12 protein-coding genes and 2 rRNA genes are annotated in these 21,454 nt (G+C 68.9%); 6 read left to right on the top strand and 8 right to left on the bottom strand.

Features of this window, described 5'->3' with window-relative positions; all coding sequences use genetic code 11:
* Positions 1-21: 21 nt before the first annotated feature.
* The 3 genes from SROS_RS19235 to SROS_RS19225 form a co-directional block, all read right to left on the bottom strand.
* Positions 22-3,147 (bottom strand): 23S ribosomal RNA (locus tag SROS_RS19235).
* A 388-nt stretch (positions 3,148-3,535) separates the two neighbouring features.
* A 16S ribosomal RNA gene (locus tag SROS_RS19230) occupies positions 3,536-5,060 on the bottom strand.
* Together the 16S and 23S rRNA genes form the textbook arrangement of a ribosomal RNA operon.
* Positions 5,061-5,572: 512 nt before the next feature.
* Positions 5,573-6,157: a TetR/AcrR family transcriptional regulator gene (locus tag SROS_RS19225; protein ID WP_012890614.1), complete on the bottom strand. Its 585-nt coding sequence runs from the start codon at positions 6,155-6,157 to the stop codon at positions 5,573-5,575.
* A gap of 335 nt (positions 6,158-6,492) precedes the next feature.
* Between SROS_RS19225 and SROS_RS19220 the strand changes: the two genes are divergently transcribed.
* From SROS_RS19220 to gndA, 3 genes are all read left to right on the top strand, one after another.
* On the top strand, positions 6,493-7,641 hold the full coding sequence (locus SROS_RS19220) for a glycosyltransferase family 4 protein (RefSeq protein ID WP_245564676.1): 1,149 nt from the start codon (positions 6,493-6,495) through the stop codon (positions 7,639-7,641).
* 197 nt (positions 7,642-7,838) lie between these two features.
* Positions 7,839-9,491: a serine/threonine-protein kinase gene (locus SROS_RS19215; RefSeq protein WP_012890612.1), complete on the top strand. Its 1,653-nt coding sequence runs from the start codon at positions 7,839-7,841 to the stop codon at positions 9,489-9,491.
* 147 nt (positions 9,492-9,638) lie between these two features.
* Positions 9,639-11,069, top strand: a complete 1,431-nt coding sequence (gene gndA / locus SROS_RS19210) for an NADP-dependent phosphogluconate dehydrogenase (RefSeq protein ID WP_012890611.1) — start codon at positions 9,639-9,641, stop codon at positions 11,067-11,069.
* 70 nt (positions 11,070-11,139) lie between these two features.
* On the opposite strand, the gene SROS_RS19205 is transcribed toward gndA, so the two are convergent.
* The 3 genes from SROS_RS19205 to SROS_RS19195 form a co-directional block, all read right to left on the bottom strand.
* The gene (locus tag SROS_RS19205; RefSeq protein ID WP_012890610.1) at positions 11,140-12,042 is read right to left on the bottom strand and encodes a carbohydrate ABC transporter permease; all 903 of its coding nucleotides are present in this window, start codon (positions 12,040-12,042) and stop codon (positions 11,140-11,142) included.
* Entirely contained in the window at positions 12,039-13,136 is a 1,098-nt protein-coding gene (locus SROS_RS19200) for a carbohydrate ABC transporter permease (RefSeq protein ID WP_012890609.1), read from the bottom strand. Before SROS_RS19200 ends, SROS_RS19205 begins: the two co-directional genes overlap by 4 nt.
* Before the next feature lie 66 nt (positions 13,137-13,202).
* Positions 13,203-14,453 carry a sugar ABC transporter substrate-binding protein gene (locus tag SROS_RS19195; RefSeq protein ID WP_012890608.1) on the bottom strand — a complete coding sequence of 417 codons (1,251 nt, stop codon included), beginning with the start codon at positions 14,451-14,453 and terminating at the stop codon, positions 13,203-13,205.
* A gap of 222 nt (positions 14,454-14,675) precedes the next feature.
* On the opposite strand from SROS_RS19195, the gene SROS_RS19190 reads away from it, so the two are divergent.
* On the top strand, positions 14,676-16,826 hold the full coding sequence (locus SROS_RS19190) for an amylo-alpha-1,6-glucosidase (protein ID WP_012890607.1): 2,151 nt from the start codon (positions 14,676-14,678) through the stop codon (positions 16,824-16,826).
* Between the two features lie 181 nt (positions 16,827-17,007).
* On the opposite strand, the gene SROS_RS19185 is transcribed toward SROS_RS19190, so the two are convergent.
* Entirely contained in the window at positions 17,008-18,771 is a 1,764-nt protein-coding gene (locus tag SROS_RS19185; RefSeq protein WP_012890606.1) for a serine/threonine protein kinase, read from the bottom strand.
* Positions 18,772-18,847: 76 nt separating this feature from the next.
* Positions 18,848-19,294: a PIN domain-containing protein gene (locus tag SROS_RS46060; protein ID WP_012890605.1), complete on the bottom strand. Its 447-nt coding sequence runs from the start codon at positions 19,292-19,294 to the stop codon at positions 18,848-18,850.
* A 107-nt stretch (positions 19,295-19,401) separates the two neighbouring features.
* Here SROS_RS46060 and SROS_RS19175 point away from each other — a divergent pair, with 107 nt between their 5' ends.
* Positions 19,402-20,184: a hypothetical protein gene (locus tag SROS_RS19175; RefSeq protein WP_012890604.1), complete on the top strand. Its 783-nt coding sequence runs from the start codon at positions 19,402-19,404 to the stop codon at positions 20,182-20,184.
* Positions 20,185-20,320: 136 nt separating this feature from the next.
* Positions 20,321-21,421 carry a hypothetical protein gene (locus SROS_RS19170; protein WP_012890603.1) on the top strand — a complete coding sequence of 367 codons (1,101 nt, stop codon included), beginning with the start codon at positions 20,321-20,323 and terminating at the stop codon, positions 21,419-21,421.
* The last annotated feature ends 33 nt before the right edge of the window (positions 21,422-21,454 follow it).

Genomic DNA, 21,454 nt, shown 5'->3' with positions numbered 1-21,454 from the left:
CAGAAACCAAGCTTATGCTTTGTGGTCAAGTCCTCGGCCTATTAGTACCGGTCAGCTCCACACATTACTGTGCTTCCACCTCCGGCCTATCAACCCAATCGTCTATTGGGGGCCTTACCCACTCACGTGGTGGGAGACCTCATCTCAAGGCGAGCTTCCCGCTTAGATGCTTTCAGCGGTTATCCCTTCCGAACGTAGCCAACCAGCCGTGCTCCTGGCGGAACAACTGGCACACCAGAGGTTCGTCCGTCCCGGTCCTCTCGTACTAGGGACAGCTCCTTTCAAGTCTCCTGCGCGCGCAGCGGATAGGGACCGAACTGTCTCGCGACGTTCTAAACCCAGCTCGCGTACCGCTTTAATGGGCGAACAGCCCAACCCTTGGGACCTACTCCAGCCCCAGGATGCGACGAGCCGACATCGAGGTGCCAAACCATCCCGTCGATATGGACTCTTGGGGAAGATCAGCCTGTTATCCCCGGGGTACCTTTTAGCCGTTGAGCGACGGCGCTTCCACAAGCCACCGCCGGATCACTAGTCCCAGCTTTCGCTCCTGCTCGACCCGTCGGTCTCACAGTCAAGCTCCCTTGTGCACTTACACTCGACACCTGATTGCCAACCAGGCTGAGGGAACCTTTGGGCGCCTCCGTTACTCTTTAGGAGGCAACCGCCCCAGTTAAACTACCCACCAGACACTGTCCCTGATCCGGATCACGGACCGAAGTTAGACGTTCAAAACGACCAGAGTGGTATTTCACCAATGACTCCACCGCCACTAGCGTGACAGCTTCACAGTCTCCCACCTATCCTACACAAGACGTTCCAAACGCCAATGTCAAGCTGTAGTGAAGGTCCCGGGGTCTTTCCGTCCTGCTGCGCGTAACGAGCATCTTTACTCGTAGTGCAATTTCGCCGGGTCTGCGGTTGAGACAGCGGGGAAGTCGTTACGCCATTCGTGCAGGTCGGAACTTACCCGACAAGGAATTTCGCTACCTTAGGATGGTTATAGTTACCACCGCCGTTTACTGGCGCTTAAGTTCTCAGCTTCGCCACATTACTGCAGCTAACCGGTCCCCTTAACGTTCCAGCACCGGGGCAGGCGTCAGTCCGTATACATCGTCTTACGACTTCGCACGGACCTGTGTTTTTAGTAAACAGTCGCTTCCCCCTGGCCTCTGCGACCCCCACCAGCTCCGAGTGCAAGACTCATCACCAGCGAAGGCCCCCCTTCTCCCGAAGTTACGGGGGCAATTTGCCGAGTTCCTTAACCACAGTTCACCCGATCGCCTTGGTATTCTCTACCTGACCACCTGAGTCGGTTTCGGGTACGGGCCGCCACGACACTCACTAGAGGCTTTTCTCGGCAGAATAGGATCACCCACTTCGCCACAATCGGCTCGGCATCACATCTCAGGATACATGAGAGGCGGATTTGCCTACCTCTCTCCCTACATGCTTACCCCAGGACTACCATCGCCTGGGCTGGGCTACCTTCCTGCGTCACCCCATCGCTTACCTACTACCAGATCAGGCCAGGCGTTCACTCTGACGCCGTCCCCGAAGGGACAACCGAGTTAAGGACCCTTAGTATCACTGGATTCAGTATTGGCGCATCGTAGCGGGTACGGGAATATCAACCCGTTGTCCATCGACTACGCCTGTCGGCCTCGCCTTAGGTCCCGACTTACCCTGGGCGGATTAGCCTGGCCCAGGAACCCTTGGTCATCCGGCGCAGAAGTTTCTCACTTCTGATTCGCTACTCATGCCTGCATTCTCACTCGCACGGCCTCCACAACTAGATCACTCTGCTGCTTCGCCGGCCGCACGACGCTCCCCTACCCATCCACACACCTAAACCACAAAGGCTCGGTTAATGCGTGAATGCCACGACTTCGGCGGTGTACTTGAGCCCCGCTACATTGTCGGCGCGGAATCACTTGACCAGTGAGCTATTACGCACTCTTTCAAGGATGGCTGCTTCTAAGCCAACCTCCTGGTTGTCACTGCGACTCCACATCCTTTCCCACTTAGCACACGCTTAGGGGCCTTAGTCGGTGGTCTGGGCTGTTTCCCTCTCGACTACGGAGCTTATCCCCCGCAGTCTCACTGCTGCGCTCTCACTTACCGGCATTCGGAGTTTGGCTGACGTCAGTAACCTTGTCGGGCCCATTAGCCATCCAGTGCTCTACCTCCGGCAAGAAACACGCAACGCTGCACCTAAATGCATTTCGGGGAGAACCAGCTATCACGGAGTTTGATTGGCCTTTCACCCCTAAACACAGGTCATCCCCCAGGTTTTCAACCCTGGTGGGTTCGGTCCTCCACGCGGTCTTACCCGCGCTTCAACCTGCCCATGCCTAGATCACTCCGCTTCGGGTCTACAGCATGCGACTCAAACGCCCTATTCAGACTCGCTTTCGCTACGGCTCCCCCACACGGGTTAACCTCGCCACACACCATAACTCGCAGGCTCATTCTTCAAAAGGCACGCAGTCACATCACAAACAGGCAAGCCTGTTTACGCTCCTACGGCTTGTAGGCACACGGTTTCAGGTACTATTTCACGACCCCTCACCGGGGCGCTTTTCACCTTTCCCTCACGGTACTTGTTCACTATCGGTCATCAGGGAGTATTTAGGCTTACCAGGTGGTCCTGGCAGATTCACACAGGATTTCTCGGGCCCCGTGCTACTTGGGATCCCCTCAAACAGTCGACAAGATTTCGCCTACCCGGCTCTCACGGTCTACGGCGCAACTTCCCAGAAACTTCGGCTATCCCATCGATTTCTCACTGCTTGGAGAAGCGGCAGCCTCTCCCAGAGGGTCCCACAACCCCGCACACGCAACGCCTGCCGGCTATCACACGCATACGGTTTAGCCTCTTCCGCTTTCGCTCACCACTACTCACGGAATCACTAAATTGTTTTCTCTTCCTACGGGTACTGAGATGTTTCACTTCCCCGCGTTACCACCAACCGCCCTATACATTCAGGCGGAGGCAACACCACATGACTGGTGCTAGGTTTCCCCATTCGGACATCCCCGGATCAAAGTCAGGTTGGCGACTCCCCGGGGCTTAACGCAGCCTCCCACGTCCTTCATCGGCTCCTGATGCCAAGGCATCCACCGTGTGCCCTAAAAAACTTGGCCACAAAGATGCTCGCGTCCACTATGCAAATCTCAAACAACAAACAGCGACCAAACCCACTCCGCCACCAGACACCCACCCTGAAGATGAGCCGGTCTGACAGAAGGCCGGTCCCGCACGAGGTCAAACAGACAGCAAGCCCGCCTCAGCGGGCCCGCCCGGTCCGTTTCCTCAGGACCCAACAGTGTGTCCAACCAGTCCGACCCTCCGCAGCCGGCGTTCCCACTCCCAGCTCCTCCGAAGAAGAGACAGGCGGTACTAGCGGCCCGGCGAATGCGGTCCGGTTGAGTAGCCAGTGCTCCACTAATGAGCGCGTCACGTGCAGAACGTTCGCCTGCAGACATGACATGGACCACGGACCACCAGGTGGCCGCAGTCGATGCTCCTTAGAAAGGAGGTGATCCAGCCGCACCTTCCGGTACGGCTACCTTGTTACGACTTCGTCCCAATCGCCAGCCCCACCTTCGACCGCTCCCCCCAGACAAGCTGGTTGGGCCACGGGCTTCGGGTGTTGCCGACTTTCGTGACGTGACGGGCGGTGTGTACAAGGCCCGGGAACGTATTCACCGCAGCGTTGCTGATCTGCGATTACTAGCGACTCCGACTTCATGGGGTCGAGTTGCAGACCCCAATCCGAACTGAGACCGGCTTTTTGGGATTCGCTCCACCTCACGGTATCGCAACCCTCTGTACCGGCCATTGTAGCATGTTTGCAGCCCAAGACATAAGGGGCATGATGACTTGACGTCATCCCCACCTTCCTCCGAGTTGACCCCGGCAGTCTCCAATGAGTCCCCACCACCCCCGAAGGAGCGTGCTGGCAACATTGAACAAGGGTTGCGCTCGTTGCGGGACTTAACCCAACATCTCACGACACGAGCTGACGACAGCCATGCACCACCTGTCACCCGATCCGAAGAGGCACCCATCTCTGAGTGTTTCCGGGCGATGTCAAGCCTTGGTAAGGTTCTTCGCGTTGCGTCGAATTAAGCAACATGCTCCGCCGCTTGTGCGGGCCCCCGTCAATTCCTTTGAGTTTTAGCCTTGCGGCCGTACTCCCCAGGCGGGGCGCTTAATGCGTTAGCTACGGCGCGGAAACCGTGGAAGGTCCCCACACCTAGCGCCCAACGTTTACAGCGTGGACTACCAGGGTATCTAATCCTGTTCGCTCCCCACGCTTTCGCTCCTCAGCGTCAGGTAAGGCCCAGAGAACCGCCTTCGCCACCGGTGTTCCTCCTGATATCTGCGCATTTCACCGCTACACCAGGAATTCCGTTCTCCCCTACCTACCTCTAGCCAGCCCGTATCGAATGCAGACCTGGAGTTAAGCCCCAAGCTTTCACACCCGACGTGACAAGCCACCTACGAGCTCTTTACGCCCAATAATTCCGGACAACGCTTGCGCCCTACGTATTACCGCGGCTGCTGGCACGTAGTTAGCCGGCGCTTCTTCTGCAGGTACACGTCAACTTCGTCCCTGCTGAAAGAGGTTTACAACCCGAAGGCCGTCATCCCCCACGCGGCGTCGCTGCGTCAGGCTTTCGCCCATTGCGCAATATTCCCCACTGCTGCCTCCCGTAGGAGTCTGGGCCGTGTCTCAGTCCCAGTGTGGCCGGTCGCCCTCTCAGGCCGGCTACCCGTCGTCGCCTTGGTAGGCCGTTACCCCACCAACAAGCTGATAGGCCGCGAGTCCATCCCCAACCGAAAAAACTTTCCACCACCATCCCATGCGAGAAGTGGTCGTATCCGGTATTAGACCCAGTTTCCCGGGCTTATCCCAGAGTCAGGGGCAGGTTACTCACGTGTTACTCACCCGTTCGCCGCTCGAGTACCCCGAAGGGCCTTTCCGCTCGACTTGCATGTGTTAAGCACGCCGCCAGCGTTCGTCCTGAGCCAGGATCAAACTCTCCAAACAATGTTTGAAAGGTTTTCCCAGCTGAAAGCACCCGATTCGCATCGGATGTATCAACCAAAGGAATCCGTCCCCCACTAAAAATGGGTTGGACGGGGTTGTGCTTCATGCACTGGCTTTTAACACACTGTTGAGTTCTCAAGAAACGGACGCGTTCTCCGTCGCCGTGACCGTGGTCCCGACTTCGGGGCGTTTCGTTCGTTCCGTTGTGTCTTTATTCTTTCAGGCCCGCTTTTTCGTGTCAAACCGGCTCGTTTGGAACCACTTGACTTGATCTAGCTGGACTTACCGGAATTCCGACCGCCCCGTTTCCGGAGCAACCCTTCTAACTTACTCCGTTGTCCGGTTCGTGTCGAATCGGACCTCATCGAGACACAATGATCTCAATGAGCGGATGTGATCAGAGAGGGTTCCTGAGATCTTGGCGCTGCCGCCGACTCCCTCAGGCCTGGTGAACTTTATGGACCCCGGTCCACCTCGTCAAATCGACCGCGTCGGCCGGGACTGACAACCGGTCAGCGGGGCAGCGTGGCGGACATCGTCGCGACGACCACGCTGACCAGTCCCTCGACGACCTCCGCCCGGTCCACCTCGGGGTGCTCCAGCCACCAGTCACCGGTGGCCTGGACCATGCCGACGAAGGCGTGCCCCAGCACCTGGGCACGGACCGGGTCAGGGACCGCGGACTCCGCGGCGATCACCGCGCCGAGCTCCTCACCGAGGCTGCGCACGATCGCGGTCATCTGGGAGTGGGTACGGCTGTCCTCGGCGCCGGCCCGGTGGAACAGGAAACGGTAGAGGTTGAGGTTCGCGGCGATCATGTCGAGATAGGCGGTGATGGTCGACCGGGCACGGCTGCGCAGGTCCGTCCTGTCCCGGTCGAACTCCGGGCGCAGCAGGCTGACCACGGTGCGGACGTGCCGGTTGGCGAGGGCCTGGTAGAGCCCGCTCTTGTCGCCGAAATGCCGGTAGAGGATGGGTTTGGTGATCCCCGCCTCGGCGGCGATCGAGGCCATCGACGCCTCCGGCCCCTCCCGCCTGATCACCCGGTCCGCGGCGTCCAGCAGCGCCCGCCGCCTGTCGGGATCCCGTCCGCTCACCGCTCTTCCCCTCTCAGAGGGAAACAGCATAGGCGGGAGATGCCCGGAGGCGTCGATGGCCCCGATCGCCGGCCGTTCGGACGGGCCCACGGTTCGCGTTCTGTCCCAAAAGTCCCAAAAAAGAGGGGCTTACACATATCCAACGCGCTCCCGGGCAGGGTGAAACCTCCGTCCGGAGCGAGCCGTACGGCGGTGAAAGCGGTTGAGAAGGGGGCTCTCAATTGTCGGGGAAGATGCGCGGGGCGGTCAGGCGCGGGGCACTGTGGCTGCTGAGGAGACTCAACGGGAGACGGGCACGGCGTGCGCCCGCGCCGGACACGGGAACGGTCCGCATCGTGCTGCAGCACGCCTACGGGATGGGCGGAACCATCCGGACCGTGCTCAACCTCGCCGCGTACCTGGCGCGGGAGCGCGACGTGGAGATCGTCAGCGTGGTCCGGACGGCGGAGGAGCCCTTCTTCCCGATGCCTCCCGGCGTGCGGGTGTCGTTCCTGGATGACAGGACCAGGCCCCGCGGCCGGCTCGCCCGGATGCTGTCGCGCTTCCCGAGCCTGCTGGTCCCGGAGCAGGAGAACGTCTACCACGCGCTCACCCTCTGGACCGACCTGCGCCTGGTCGCCTTCCTGCGGTCCATGCGCACCGGCGTGGTGATCTCCACCCGGCCGGGGTTCAACCTGGTCACCGCGCTGTTCGCGCCTCCGGGAGTCCTCACGGTCGGCCAGGAGCACGTGGCCCTGGACGTCCACTCCCCCGAGATCCGGCGGCTCATCAAGAGGCGGTACGGCAGGCTGGACGCCTTCGTGACCCTCACCGACGCCGATCTGCGCCAGTACGCCAGGACGCTGCGGGCCGATCCGCCGGGACGGCTGCTGCGCATCCCCAACGCCCTGCCCCACCTGGCCGGTGACATCTCCCCTCTGGAGGAGAAGGTCGTCATCGCCATCGGCAGGCTGGTGCACGCCAAGGGCTTCGACCGTCTGGTCAGGGCGTGGGCACACGTCGCGGCGGCGCATCCGGACTGGGTGCTGCGCATCTACGGCGGCGGTACGGCGAAGGCCGAGACGAAGCTCCGCACCAGGATCGAGGACGCGGGTCTGGCGGACCGGGTGTTCCTGATGGGCAGTTCTCCGGAGATCGGGGTCGAGCTGGCCAAGTCGTCGATCTACGTCGTCAGCTCGCGCTACGAGGGGTTCGGCATGACGATCCTGGAGGCGATGAGCAAGGGCGTGCCCGTGGTGAGCTTCGACTGCCCGCACGGTCCCAGGGAGATCATCACCGACGAGCACGACGGGCTGCTCGTGCGTACCAAGAAGGCACAGGATCTGGCCGAGGCCGTCTGCCGCCTGATCGAGGACCGGCGGTTGCGCGGCACGCTGGGCGGCAACGCGGTGCGCACGGCCGCCCGTTACGACCTCGACGCCGTGGGCGCGCGCTGGGACGCCCTGCTGGCCGACCTCGCCGGCGACGCGTCGCCGCCCGCCTGAAGTCCGGCGATCCAGCCCGTGATCACCGGAGGGACCGCGATCACCAGGGGGATCGCCCCCGCCAGGAGGACCGCACCGGGCAGGCGCGTGGATCGCCCCGCCGGCCCGGCGGTCGCCTCTGCCCACTGAACGCTGGGAAGCGACGACCTTCGTCGTCATAAGTCCGGTAATCTGCCGATCTCTCCAGGAGGTGGCGGGTGGCCGAAGCAGGTGCCGTGACGGTGCCGGGCTACGAGGTGTCCGGCGTGCTCGGGCAGGGCGGTTTCGGAATCGTCTACCGGGCCAGGCAGTTGGCGGTGGAGCGCGAGGTCGCGCTCAAGGTCGACAACCGGGTGCTGGTCTCGGAGCGGGACAGGCGCCGCTTCATGCGCGAGGTCACCTCCGCGGGAGCGCTCTCCGGGCACCCGCACGTCGCCCACGTCTATGACGCCGGGGTGCTGCCCGACGGCCGGCCGTACATGGTGCTGGAACTGTGCCCGGGCGGGTCGCTGCTGGACCGGATGCGGGCCGAGGGGCGGCTGGCCCCGGCCGAGGTGGCCGACATCGGCGCCCGGATCGCGGACGCGCTGTCCGCCGCGCACGCCGCCGGGGTGCTGCACCGCGACATCAAGCCCGCCAACATCCTGATCAACCGGTACGGCAACGTCGTGCTCTCCGACTTCGGCCTGGCCACCATGCCGTCCGCGGGCGGCGAGGTCTCGGTGACGCGCGAGTCGCTCACCCCCGCCTATGCCCCGCCCGAGGCGTTCGAGCTGACCGAGCCCACCACCGCCGGGGACGTCTACTCCCTCGCCGCCACGCTCTACGCGCTGCTGTCGGGCCGCCCGCCGCGCTTCCCCGAGAGCGGCGTGGCCAACATCGCCGTCATCATGGCCCTGCACCGCCTGCCCGTCCCCGAGATCCCGGATGTGCCGGCGGAGTTCACCGAGGTGCTCCGGCAGGCCATGGCCAGCGACCCGGCCCGGCGCACCCCCTCCGTGGCGGCGCTGCGGGACGCCCTCACCGACCTTCGTCTGGACCGTGCCGCCCAGGCGTCCCGGCCGGCCGCCCCGCGCCCCGTCCCCTCCGTTCCTTCCGTTCCCGCCGCTCCCCCCGCGGCGCCGTTGACCGGTCCGCCCTCGCCGTACGGCATGCCGCCGGCGCGCTCGGCGGGCGCGGTGGGCGCGGCGGGCAGGGATCCGGTGCGCGCGCACCTGACCTCTCCGGGAGCGCGGGACCTGGCGACCACCGGAGCACGGGCGGCGGGCGCCCCGTCCCCGGGCACGTCGAACTCCCGCGTGTTCGTCGCGGTGGCCGTGGCCTTCACGATCCTGCTGCTGGCCGGGGCCGGGGTGATGTTCCTGGAGAACCGCGACCGGGAGCCGCCCGCCGGTCAGCGGCAGGACACGGCCGGCGAGATCGGCAAGCCCGGTACGGGCACGGAGGCCGGGAAGGTCGACACCGTCACGGCCGCCTGTCCGGCCGCCGGGGTGCCGGGCGCTCAGGCCGCCTGCGTGAAGGAGGCCGAGTGCTGGGGCGGCCTCGTCGTGATCTCGGGTGACGCGACGGCCAAGCGGATCGGCTGCGAGGAGTCGCACTCCTGGGAGACCTTCGCGATCGCCCCGCTGCCGGTGGACTCCCTCACCCACGATTACGCGGCCCTGGAGAAGCACCCGGTGGTGAAGAAGGTGTGCGCGTCGCAGGTCCTGCTCGCCTCCCGGTACGGCGACGCCCGCGCGATCGGCTCGGGCAGGTGGCACAGCACGGTCCTGCCGCCGTCGAAGGAGCAGTTCGAGCTGGGCGTGCGGACCTACCGCTGCCTGGGAGGAGTGCTCGGCTCGGAGAAACCGGGCACCGTCTTCCGTCCCTGAGCCGGCCCGAACCACCCCGAACCATCCTGAGCCACCCCGGGCCGGCCTCGCCCGGTGCCTGATCTGGCGTGACGTCCTCGGCCGCCCCGCCGGCGACCCTCCAGGAATGGGACCTGACATTCTTGGAACCGAAGGGGGTATCAGAGAATGGCTCAGGCACAGATCGGTGTTACCGGCTTGGCGGTCATGGGCGCGAACCTCGCCCGCAACCTGGCAAGACACGGACACGCAGTAGCCGTACACAACAGGTCGCAGTCCCGGACCAAGGCACTGATGGAGCAGCACGGGGACGAGGGCACGTTCGTCGCCTGTGAGACTCCGGAGGAGCTGGTCGCGGCGCTGGAGCGCCCCCGGCGCATCCTCATCATGGTGAAAGCGGGCGCCCCGACCGACGCGGTGATCGAGGAGTTCGCCCCCCTGCTGGAGCCGGGCGACATGCTCGTGGACGGCGGGAACGCGCACTTCCTCGACACCCGCAGGCGGGAGGCGGCGCTGCGCGAGCGGGGCATCCACTTCGTCGGGGCGGGGGTGTCCGGCGGCGAGGAGGGGGCGCTGCTCGGACCGAGCATCATGCCGGGCGGCTCCCGGGAGTCCTACGAGGCGCTGGGCCCGCTGCTGGAGGACATCGCCGCGAAGGTGGACGGCGTGCCCTGCTGTACCCACATCGGCCCCGACGGCGCCGGGCACTTCGTCAAGATGGTGCACAACGGCATCGAGTACGCCGACATGCAGCTCATCGCCGAGGCCTACGACCTGCTCAGGCAGGGGCTCGGCCTGAGCCCGGCGGAGCTCGCCGACGTCTTCGAGGAGTGGAACAAGGGCGAGCTGTCCTCCTACCTCATCGAGATCACCGCCGAGGTGCTCCGGCAGGTCGACGCCACCACCGGCAGACCGCTCGTGGACGTCATCGCCGACCGGGCCGAGCAGAAGGGCACCGGCCGGTGGACGGTGCAGATCGCGCTGGATCTGGGCGTCCCGGTGAGCGGCATCGCCGAGGCGGTGTTCGCCCGCTCGGTCTCCGGTCACGCGGATCTGCGGGAGGCCGCGCGCGGCCTGCCCGGCCCCTCGGGCGTGCCGGCCGGGCCGGTCGGCGAGGGGTTCGCGGAGGACGTGCGGCGGGCGCTGTACGCATCGAAGATCATCGCTTACGCGCAGGGGTTCGACCAGATCAGGGCCGGGAGCGCGGAGTACGGCTGGGACGTGGACCCGGGCTCGCTGGCCACGATCTGGCGCGGCGGCTGCATCATCCGGGCCGTCTTCCTCGACCGCATCCGTGAGGCCTACGAGGGGGAGACCCCGCCCGTGACCCTGCTGACCGCCCCCCTGTTCGCCGAGGCCCTGGGCCTGGCGCAGGATTCGTGGCGGCGGGTGGTGGCGAAGGCGGCGGAGCTGGGCATCCCGGCGCCCGGTTTCTCGACCGCGCTGGCCTACTACGACTCCCTGCGGGCCGAGCGCCTGCCCGCGGCCCTGATCCAGGGCCAGCGGGACTTCTTCGGCGCGCACACCTACCAGCGGACGGACCGGGAGGGCTCCTTCCACACCCTGTGGTCCGGCGACCGCACGGAGATCGGGGCCTGAGGCTTCCGGGCCGGCGACCGGCGGTTCCACGGCCGCCGGCACGGGGTCGCCTGGCACGGGGTCGCCGGCGCTACCCCTTCTCCGCGCCCTCGTTGGCCCTGCGGACGAAGTAGCGCTGGAAGACCACGAAGACGACCGCCACCGGGATGGTGGCGAGCACCGCCGCGCCGAGTTTGAGCGGATACCGGGTGCCCGCCCCGAGGGATCCGCTGACCAGGTCGGCCAGCCCACGCGGCAGGGTGAACAGGCTCGGGTCCTGCACCGCCACCAGGGTGTGCGGGAACTCGTTCCAGGTGCCCTGGAAGGAGATGATCGTCAGCGTGATCAGGGCGGGCCGCGCCATCGGCAGCACCACCGACCAGAAGGTGCGGAACACCCCGGCCCCGTCGATCCGGGCGGCCTCCTCCACGCTGACCGGGATCGACTCGAAGAACTGCTTCATGATGAAGACCCCGGCCGCGTCCGCGATCACCGGCACGATCAGCGCCGTGTAGCTGTCGTAGATGCCGAGCTGGTTGAGGACGAGGAACTTCGGGATGAAGAGCACCACTCCCGGGACCGCCATCACCGCGACGATCGCCGAGAACAGCGCCCGCCGCCCGCGGAAGCGCAGCCGGGCCAGGGCGTAGCCGGCCAGGGAGTCCAGGAAGACCCGGCCGGCGGTGACGACGAGGGTCACCAGCACCGAGTTGCCCAGCCAGAGCGGCATGCCGGTGTCGAGGAACACCCGTTCGAACCCGGCCGTCGACACCGGGTCCGGTATCGGGGAGAGCGGGTTGGCCGCGGCGTCGGGCTCGGTCTTGAAGGCGTTGGCGACCTGGATGACGAACGGGTAGAGGAAGACCAGCGCGGAGAAGACCAGTACGGCGTACCCGGCGAAGGCGGAGGCCAGCGCGCGGGCGTCCGCTCCGGCGCCTCGGGGGCGGCCCGCCGTACGGGCGGGGGCGCTCCGGTCCGCGGCCGGGGGCGTCATGATCTTCCCGGGCGCGGCCGGCGGCGGTCGCGGACCGCGTCGCGGCCGCGCGTCACCCACCGCCGGAGCACCGCCGGCAGCACGATGAGCAGGAACAGGACGAACGAAATCGCCGCTCCCGAGCCGTAGTCGAAGTCGCGGAAGGCGGTCCGGTAGGACAGGTAGGCCGGGGTCAGCGTGGTCTTCGCCGGGCCGCCCTGGCTCATCACGTACACCTGGTCGAAAACCTGCCAGGTGGCGATCAGCCCGAGGGTGAGCACGAGGAACAGCGTCGGCCTGAGCACCGGCAGCGTCACGTGCCGCAGGCGCTGCCGGCGGCCGGCGCCGTCCAGCATGCTCGCCTCCTCCAGCGCCACCGGAATGTCCTGCAGGGCGGCGAGGAACATCAGCATGAACGTGCCGGAGGTGGTCCAGACGGCCAGCATGATGATCGTGCACATGGCCACGCTGGGGCCCGACAACCACTCCCACCACGACAGCCCGAACGGGCCGCCGCCGGTCAGCACCGGGGGTGGCGCGTCCACGTCGGCCAGGCCGAGGGCGCTCAGGAGCAGGTGCAGCAGGCCACGCGAGTCGGAGAACCACTGCGGACCCTCGACGCCGATGATCGCCAGAAGCTGGGTGACCGCGCCGGAGTCGCTGAAGACGAACAGGAACAGGACGCTGATCGCCACCGAGCTGGTCACCGACGGGAAGTAGAAGGCGGTGCGGAAGAACGCCTTGCCCCTGAGCGTCCGGCGGTGCACCACCAGGGCCAGGCCGAGCGCCAGCACCGTCTGCGCGGGCACGACGATCATCACGTAGTAGAAGGTGTTGCGGATGCTGATCATGAAGTTCTGGCGGCTCAGGTCGTCCCTGGCGAACAGCCCCGTGTAGTTGTCCAGCCCGACGAACGGCACCCCGGCGCGGAACGGGCTGCCCTGCCCGTTCCAGTCCGTCAGGCTCACCCAGAGGGCCATCAGGATCGGCAGCAGCAGGAACAGGCCGAGGATCGCCACCACCGGCGCCACGAAGAGCCAGCCGGCGACGTTCTCCCTGTTCACGCCGGTACGGCGGCGCGCGCGCCGGCCTGTCCCGACCGTGGTTCCGGCCACGCCGGCCTCCTTTCCGCCGGCGCGCGCCCCGGCCCGGCACCGGACGGGACCGCGCGCCGGTCAGCTTCAGTCGCCGAGCGCGGCCCGGGTGTTCTTCTGCAGGCGGGCCAGGAGCGTCTTCGGGTCGGTGGAGGCGAGCTGCTGGAGGCCGTCGTCGAAGTCGGCCAGCACATTGGCCATCTTCGGGGTGTTCACCGGGCCGTGGGCGTGGTCGGCGCCGTTCACGAACGGGGTGTCGTCCGGGAACTCCCCGGTGAAGGCGGCCCTGGCGGACCGGCGGGAGGGCATCACGCCGAACGCCCTGGCGAACTCCATCTGCCGGCCGGCCCTGGTCATCTCCTCGACGAAGCTGATCGCCTGCTTCTTGTGCCTGCTCTTGGCGGCTATGCCCCAGCAGGTGGTGAAGGACAGCGTGCCTTTGCCCGCCGGCCCGGCCGGCAGCTCGTGGACGGTGTAGGCGACGCCGGGGTGGTCCGCTCTCATCGCCCCCCTGATCCAGTTGCCCTCGACGGTCATCGCGGCCCTGCCCCTGCCGAAGGCCTCACCGCCCCATCCGGCGTCGAGCTGCTTGGGGAACCGGGCGAGCCCGCCCTTGAGCAGGCCCCGCACGTACTGCAGGGCGGTGACGTTCGCGGCGCTGTCGGCGGTGGCCCGCCTGCCGTCGTCGCTGGTGATCCAGCCCCCGGCCTGCACCATGAAGGCCCCGATCCGCTCATGGGTGTCGCCGACGACCAGCGGGGTGACCCCCGCGGCCTTGATCCTCTCCGCCGCCGAGGTGAGCTGCTCCCAGGTGGTGGGCACGTCCGCGCCGGTCAGCCCGGCCTTCTTCCACAGGTCGTCGTTGACGATCAGCGCCAGGGTGGCGAAGTCCTTCGGCGCGCAGTAGAAGACGCCGTCGTGGCTGAAGGTGGTGCGCAGGCTCGGGTAGAAGTCCCCGGAGTCGGAGATCCTGTCACCGTACGGCTCCAGCGCCCCGACGCTCGCGTAGTCGGCGAAGCGCGAGGCGTCCACGTAGAACACGTCCGGGGGGTCGCTCCCGGCGAAGGCCTGGCCGAGCTGCTGGGAGAGGTCCTGGGCGGGAGTGACCGTCGCGGTGTTGCCCGTCGCCTTGGCCCAGGCGCCGGCCGCCGAGCGTACCGCGGCGGTCTCGGCGTCGCCGGAGGAGCCGATGAGGATCCGCAGGGCCGCCGGGCCGCCGCTCTGCTCGGTGTTCCCGCCCGCGGGGCCGTCGAAGCCGCTGCCGCAGGCCGCCGAGGTCAGCAGGGCAGCCGCAGCGACGGCGGCGAGTGCGGCGGTACGGGCACCCGGATGTCTCATCGTGATTTCCCGATCTTCGTGTGCGTGCGGGCGAAGGAGGGGGAAGTTCGATGATCATGCCGGACCTGAACCTGCGGAGCGGCAGATGACTTGATTGGATCGTCGAAGTAAAGAAAATTTAATGATTAGACCGTTCAAGTAAAGAGGGTGTGTCGTGACCTGCACCTGAGGGATACGGTCTGTCAAGACTTCACCGGCTCGACATGACCCAGGGAGCCATCCGTGCTCGACGGAGCCACATCCCCATCGCCGGCCGTCACGGTGATCGAACCCCCCGCCCCCGCCCCCGCCCACCGTCTCCAGCCGCTGCTGCACGATCTCGTCAGCGCCGTCATGGCGCCGACGACCGCGCTGAGCGGCGGCGACGGGCAGATCCGGCCGGCCGGCGTCCAGGGCCTGTTCCACGCCGACTCCCGTGCGCTGTCACAGGTCAGGCTGGAGATCGACGGCCGGGAGCCCGAGGCCGTCGGCTACGCGCCGCACGGGGCGGGCGGCGCCCGGTTCGTCGCGCTGGCGCGATGGCTGGGGGACCCCTCCCCCGACCCCACCGTCCGGATCCACCGCGTCCGGCAGGTCGTGCCGGGCGGAATGAGCGAGCGCATCGAGATCGTCTCCACCGCCTCCAGGCCTGTCACCGCTACCATCACCCTAGCCCTGAGCTGCGACTTCGCCCCGATAGAGGTGGTGAAGTCGGGGGGTGAGACCACACCGGCCGCCGTCGCGGGCGGCGGGCCCGGCGAGCTGACGTGGGGTTCGGGCGGCATCCGGGTCACGGTGGCCGGCGTGGACGCGCACGCCGAGCCGGCGGAGGCCGGACGGGCGGGGCGGCTGTGCTGGCCCGTCACGCTGGCACCCCGCGGCCGGACCACGCTCCGCTGGGACGTCGCGGTGCGCGACCCGGAGGCCGTGGTGATCGCCCCCGCCCGCCCCGCCGAGTGGGTCACCGAACGGGGCGGGCCCCGGATCACCGCCACCGACCGCCGGCTGACCCGGCTCTTCGAGCAGTCCCTGGACGACCTGCGGTCGCTGCGGCTGGCCGAGACGGGCGCCCCCGCCGACGCCTTCCTCGGCGCCGGCGTGCCCTGGTTCCTCACGCTCTTCGGGCGCGACAGCATCTGGGCCGCCCGGATGCTGCTGCCGCTCGGCACCGAGCTGGCCATGGGCACCCTGCGGGTGCTGGCCCGGCGGCAGGGCACCCGGCTCGACCCCGGCTCCGGCGAGGCACCCGGGAAGATCATGCATGAGCTGCGGCGGCACGAGTTCGCCCTGGAGGGCGACAACCTGCGCCTGCCGGCCGCCTACTACGGCACGGTCGACGCCACCCCGCTCTGGATCAGCCTGCTGCACGACGCCTGGCGCTGGGGCGCGCCCGAGGCGGAGGTGGCCGCGCTCCTGCCCCATCTGGAGGCCGCCCTCGGCTGGCTCGCCGAGCACGCCGATCCCGACGGCGACGGCTTCGTGGAGTACGTCGACACCAGCGGCCGGGGACTGGCCAACCAGGGCTGGAAGGACTCCGGCGACGCGGTGCGCTTCCACGACGGCCGCCAGGCCGAGCCGCCGATCGCCCTGGTCGAGGTGCAGGGCTACGCCTACCAGGCGGCCCGGCAGGCCGCGGACCTGCTGGAGGCGTTCGGCCGTCCCGGCGCCGGGCGCTGGCGCGAGCACTCCGCGGCGCTGGCCGAGCGCTTCCGCGCCCGCTTCTGGGTGGACGGCCCGCGGGGCAGGTTCCCCGCGCTGGCCCTGGACCGCGACAAGCGCCCGGTGGACGCGCTGACCAGCAACATCGGGCACCTGCTGGGCACCGGCCTGCTCACCGGCGCCGAGGAGGCCGAGGTCGCCGCCCTGCTGGTCTCACCGGCGATGGCCGGCGGCTTCGGACTGCGTACGATGTCGGCGGAGGAGGGCGGGTTCAGCCCGCTGTCCTACCACTGCGGGTCGATCTGGGCCCACGACACCGCGATCGTGGTCGCCGGCCTGGCGCGGGCCGGGTTCGGCGCGCAGGCGGCGGAACTCGCCGGGGGGCTGCTCACCGCGGGCGAGACGTTCGGCTACCGGCTGCCGGAGCTGTTCGGCGGCGACGACCGCGAGACCCTCGGGCATCCCGTGTCCTACCCCGCGGCCTGCCGCCCGCAGGCGTGGTCGGCCGCGGCCGCGGTGACGATCGTGCACGCCGCGCTGGGCCTCTACCCCGACGTGCCCGCCGGCCGGGTGCTGCTCCGCCCGCTCGCGGGCGCTCCCCTGGGCGCGCTCTCCGCGCGCGGGCTCCGGATCGCCGGTGCCGAGGTGAGTGCGGCGGTGGACGCGGACGGCATGGTCAGCGTGGCCGGCCTGCCCGCCTGGATCCTCCCGGAGACCGCCGCGGGCAGGCCGTGAGGATCGCTCCCAGCCCGATCGTGCCGATCCCTGCCAGGGCCGTCCGGCGGCTGACCCGCCGCCCCTCGTCGTGCTCTTCCATGCCCTCTCCCTTCGGTGCTGCGCCGTGTGGCCGAAGGTGGACGGGGAGCGTGAGGATTGTCTGGGAGCGGGCCGGGAACCGCCTTCGCCCGGCGCCCGTTCAGCAGGCCTGCTTGCCCAGGCAGGTGAATTTCGTGTGGTCGGGGTACACATGGGCGACCGGCGACAACTTGCGCTGCGACCAGTCGTCCATGCCGGACGACCCGACGGTGACCTCGGTCTGGTAGGCCAGCGGCCGGGCGGTCCGCTCGGCCGCGCACCGGCCCTCGGGGGTGACCGTCACCCCGCGGGCGGGCACCTTGACACGCCAGGGGCCGGGGTCGGGCAGGCATCCGTGGGTGCGCCCGTCACTCCACCAGGAGACCCGGACGGCCGCGCCGTACGGCTTCGGGGCGGGGTTGGTCAGTCTGACGCTGAACAGCACCTGTCCCGCGGTGACCCTGATGCACGAGCGGAACTGCAGGCCGGAGGGGCCGTCCTGGGGGTCGCTGCACCTGCTGTCCGGTCCGAGGGGGTTGCTCAGGACCACGTCGGCCTCACGCGGGAACGGCTCCGGGGTCTCATCGTGCCCGGGTTCGGCCTCCGGCTCCGGATCGACTGTGGGGGTCCGGTCCGGCCGGGCCTGCCGGGAGACCTTCACGGTCGGCGTCGGAGACGGCGGGTGCCCGGTCGTCCGGGAGGCCGGCTCCGTGGCGGGGGCGGGGGGCCTGTGCTTTTTCGGCACGGGCGGGGAGGAGACCGCCTCGGGGGATGCCTGCCGGGGAGAGGCGGAGGAGACCGCGGTGACCGCCATGCTCAGGGGAGGGCGCGCCTGCCCCGCCCCGGGATCGGATCCCGCCCACCGCGAAAGGCCCAGCGCGAGCCCGCCCGCCGCCAGCGCGAGCGCTGCCACGACGGAGACGGCCCGGCGCCGCCGCGCGCCCCCGCCCCGGCTCGACGGCGGCACCGTGGCCCCGGAGGCACCGGCCGGGCCGCCGGACGGACCGAGCGGGCTCGCCGGACCGGGCGGGCCGACGGAGGGATCGCCGGGCGAGAGGGGGGCTGCGGGGAGCGGGCCGGTCGCCCCGATCAGGGAGTGGAGCAGCTCGATCGCCGCGGGACGATGGGAGGGGTCCTTCGCCAGGGCGCGTGCCACGAGCGGGCCGAGCCGGCTGGGGAGCCCGCTGAGATCGGGTTCGAGGGCCAGGACGCGATGCATGGCCGCGGCGGGTTCGGCCGCCTCGAACGCGGCCCGCCCGGTCGCGGCGTAGACGAGGACCGCGCCCCAGGCGAAGACGTCCGCCGCGGGGCCCGCCCGCTCGCCCTTGAAGATCTCCGGCGCCATGTACATCGGCGTGCCCAGCATCTGGCCGGACCCGGTCATCGTCATGCCCACCGTACGGGCGACGCCGAAGTCGATGAGGCGCGGGCCGTCGGGACCGAGGAGCACGTTGTCCGGCTTGAGATCGCGGTGCACGATCCCCGCGCCGTGGATCGCGGCCAGGGCGGTGGCGGTGTTCGTCGCCAGCCGGTGTACGGCGTCGGCGTCGAGCGGCCCCCGCTCGGCGACCGCCGCGCGCAGGCTGGGACCGTCGACGTATTCGCTGACGATGTACGGCCTGGGTGCGTCCAGGTCGGCGTCCAGGATCCGGGCCGCGCAGAGCGGGCCGACCCGCTGGACCGCCGCGAGCTCGGCGGCGAAGCGCGCGTGGAGCTCGGGGTCCGCCGTGGCGATCGCGTGCAGGACCTTGATCGCCACGGCCGTGCCCGCGGGGTCCTCGGCGAGGTAGACCACGCCCTGCCCCCCGGCACCCAGCCGACCGATCAGCCGGTATCGGCTGATCTGCCGGGGATCAACGGATGTGAGGGGGTTCGGCGTCCGCATGGGGAAAGATCATAATCCTCCGCCGCCCGGAGCGCCTCCACGCCTCGCTCCCCCGCGGGCCGGGCGGCGCGGACGGTCAGGCCGCCAGGTCCAGCGAGATGACCTGGGCCGCCGTACGGCGGAGCCGGCGGTTGAGTGATTCCGGGCGGGAGACCACCACGACCAGGACGCCCCGCCCGGACAGCCAGCCGGCGAAGTCGGCGAAGATGCCGTCGCCGGAGCCGATGACCACGCGCTCGAACCGGTCGGCGAGGTGGTCCAGGCGGATCACCTCGCCCAGCGCCCCGTCGGCCCCGTCGGGGCCGGAGCGGACCAGGAGCTGGATCCCCGCCAGGGCCAGGCCGACGGGGACCAGGGCGCCGTGGTTGACCGCGGCGACATACTGGTCCATGCCTCCGGTGGGGACGCGTTCGTGGTAGCGGGCCATCATGGTCCGGACGTCTCTGGTGGCGGGGCGCGCGTTTCCTACGAGGTTCTCCACGTCCAGCAGGTGGACGGCGCGACCTTCCGATAGGTTCCGCATGAAATGCCCCTTTCGGCCCAGTATTACCTTGTCATGGTCTGCACTTTAATGCTGGAATTCGCTGGAATTCAAGGGAGACTGGTGGAACTCCTGTTACGCTCCGGGCCGTGAGTGAATCACTGGACGCGCTGGAACGGCGGATAGCCGAGCTCCGCGCCGAAGTGCGACGGGCGGTGAAGGCGAAGGAGAACTCGCTCGCCCGGTCGCTGCGCGGAGACCTCCGCCGGGCCGAACAGGCATGGGACGCGGCGATCACCGCCGAGGAGCCCCCGCCGCCACCGCCCTGCGAGCCCGAGACCTCGCTGCTGCCGATCAGGGAGCAGGCGCACCAGGCACTGGCGCTGCTGGGCGTGCCCACCGCGGCCAAGCTGATCGTGGCGGTGAACAACGCGTTCTTCTCCGGCGCGCTGCGCGGCTCCCAGCTGACCAGCCTGCGCAGGGATGAGGAGCGCTCCTTCCGCAGCGATCCCTACGCCCGCCCCTACTACCTGTGCGCCGCGCTGACCGACCGGCTCTCCCCCGCCCGCGGGCTGCTCGCCGACAGCACCTGGGCGCCCGAGCTGCGGGTGCTGGGGCCGCTGAGCCCGCGCGTCGACTTCCTCACCTCGACCACGCGCATCGCCGAACACCTCGCCCGGCTGGCCGAGCCGCCGGCGGGCGCGCTGCGGCTGCTGTCGCGGATGGCGCAGAACATCCCCGGCGCGGTCGAGGGCTTCGTCCAGGCCGACCCGGCGACCGCGATCCGCGCGGCCCGGGCCGAGCTGGAGGTGCACCGGGCCGCCGACACCGCACAGCGGGCCGAGGTGGCGGCGCGGGCGAGCAGGCAACTACCGGACGTGGAGCGCCTGTTCGGCGTCGCCGCGATGAGCACCTTGAGAGGGGCCTGTTGATGGACAGGCAGAGCACGGCGTGGGTGGCCCGCCCACCGGAGACGCCCGCCGTACGGGCCGAGGGCGGCACGCGCCGCCGGGGACGGCCGGCGGACCGGCGGGGCCCGGCACGCGACGGCCGCACCGGGGGTGGCCGGTGAACCGGCTGGACGAGCTGCGCGGACCGGTACCGTCCCGCGCGCACGACGCCCGCGCCATCGCGGCGCTGGCCGCCAACCCCGGCTGCGCCCGCCGGGCGCTGATGGACGCCGCTGGGGTGGACAAGGACCGTACGGCCCGGCACCTCGGCTTCCCGGCCCCCTTCGGCCAGTCGCAGTTCGCGATCACGCGCGGCAACGTGTTCGAGGCGCTGGTGAAGGAGAACGGCTGCGCCGAGCTGCTGCGGCTCCTGCGCGAGCTGCTCGGCCTGCCCGTGGCCCAGGTCGGCTACCAGGACGTGGAGAGCGTCGGCTCCCACCTGCGCCACTCCCACACCCGGACGCTGATCGACCGGGCGGCGCGCGAGAACGACGACGCGGCGGTCTTCTACGACCACCCGCTGTTCAGCCTGGAGATCGCCGGGCACACCTCCTACCTGGAGCCCGACGTGGTGGCCTTCCAGCTCGGGGGGCGCTTCCGCATCGTGGAGATCAAGTCGTTCGGCGTGATCGACGGCCAGGCCGAGCCCGAGAAGGTCGCCGCCGCGGCCAGGCAGGCCGCAGTCTACGTCCTGGCGCTGCGCACGCTCCTGGCCGACCTCGGGCACGACCCCGAGCGCGTCTCCCACGACGTGGTGCTCGTCTGCCCGGAGAACTTCGCCAACCGGCCGACCGCGACGCTGGTGGACGTGCGCAAGCAGCTCGCCGTGCTCAAGCGGCAGCTCGCCCGGATGACCCGGGTGGACCGCCTGCTCGAAGGGCTCCCCCAGGGGCTCACCTTCGACCTGGCCCCCGACGCGGACGGCGTGCCCACCCGGTCGGCGGAGGAGCTGGCCGGCGCGCTGTGCCAGGTGCCCGCCCGCTACGCGCCCGACTGCCTGTCCACCTGCGACATGTGCATGTTCTGCCGTGACGAGGCCCGTGGCTGCGGCTCCACCGACCTGCTGGGCCGCCAGGTCCGCGACCAGCTCGGCGGCGTCTCCCTGATGACCGAGGCCCTCGGCCTGGCCGAGGGCACCGTCGAACCCGCCGAGGGCCAGGAGGAGGTCGCCCGCCTGCTCCGCCTGGCGGACCGCCTGCGCGAGGAGTGCCTGAATTGAGCGAGCGAACCGACAAGTACAGCAGCGCGGCGC

It is taken from the genome of Streptosporangium roseum DSM 43021 (assembly GCF_000024865.1).
Classification (GTDB): Bacteria; Actinomycetota; Actinomycetes; order Streptosporangiales; family Streptosporangiaceae; genus Streptosporangium; species Streptosporangium roseum.
Note: the sequence above shows the minus strand (reverse complement) of the source record. Positions and strands in the feature narration are given on the sequence as shown.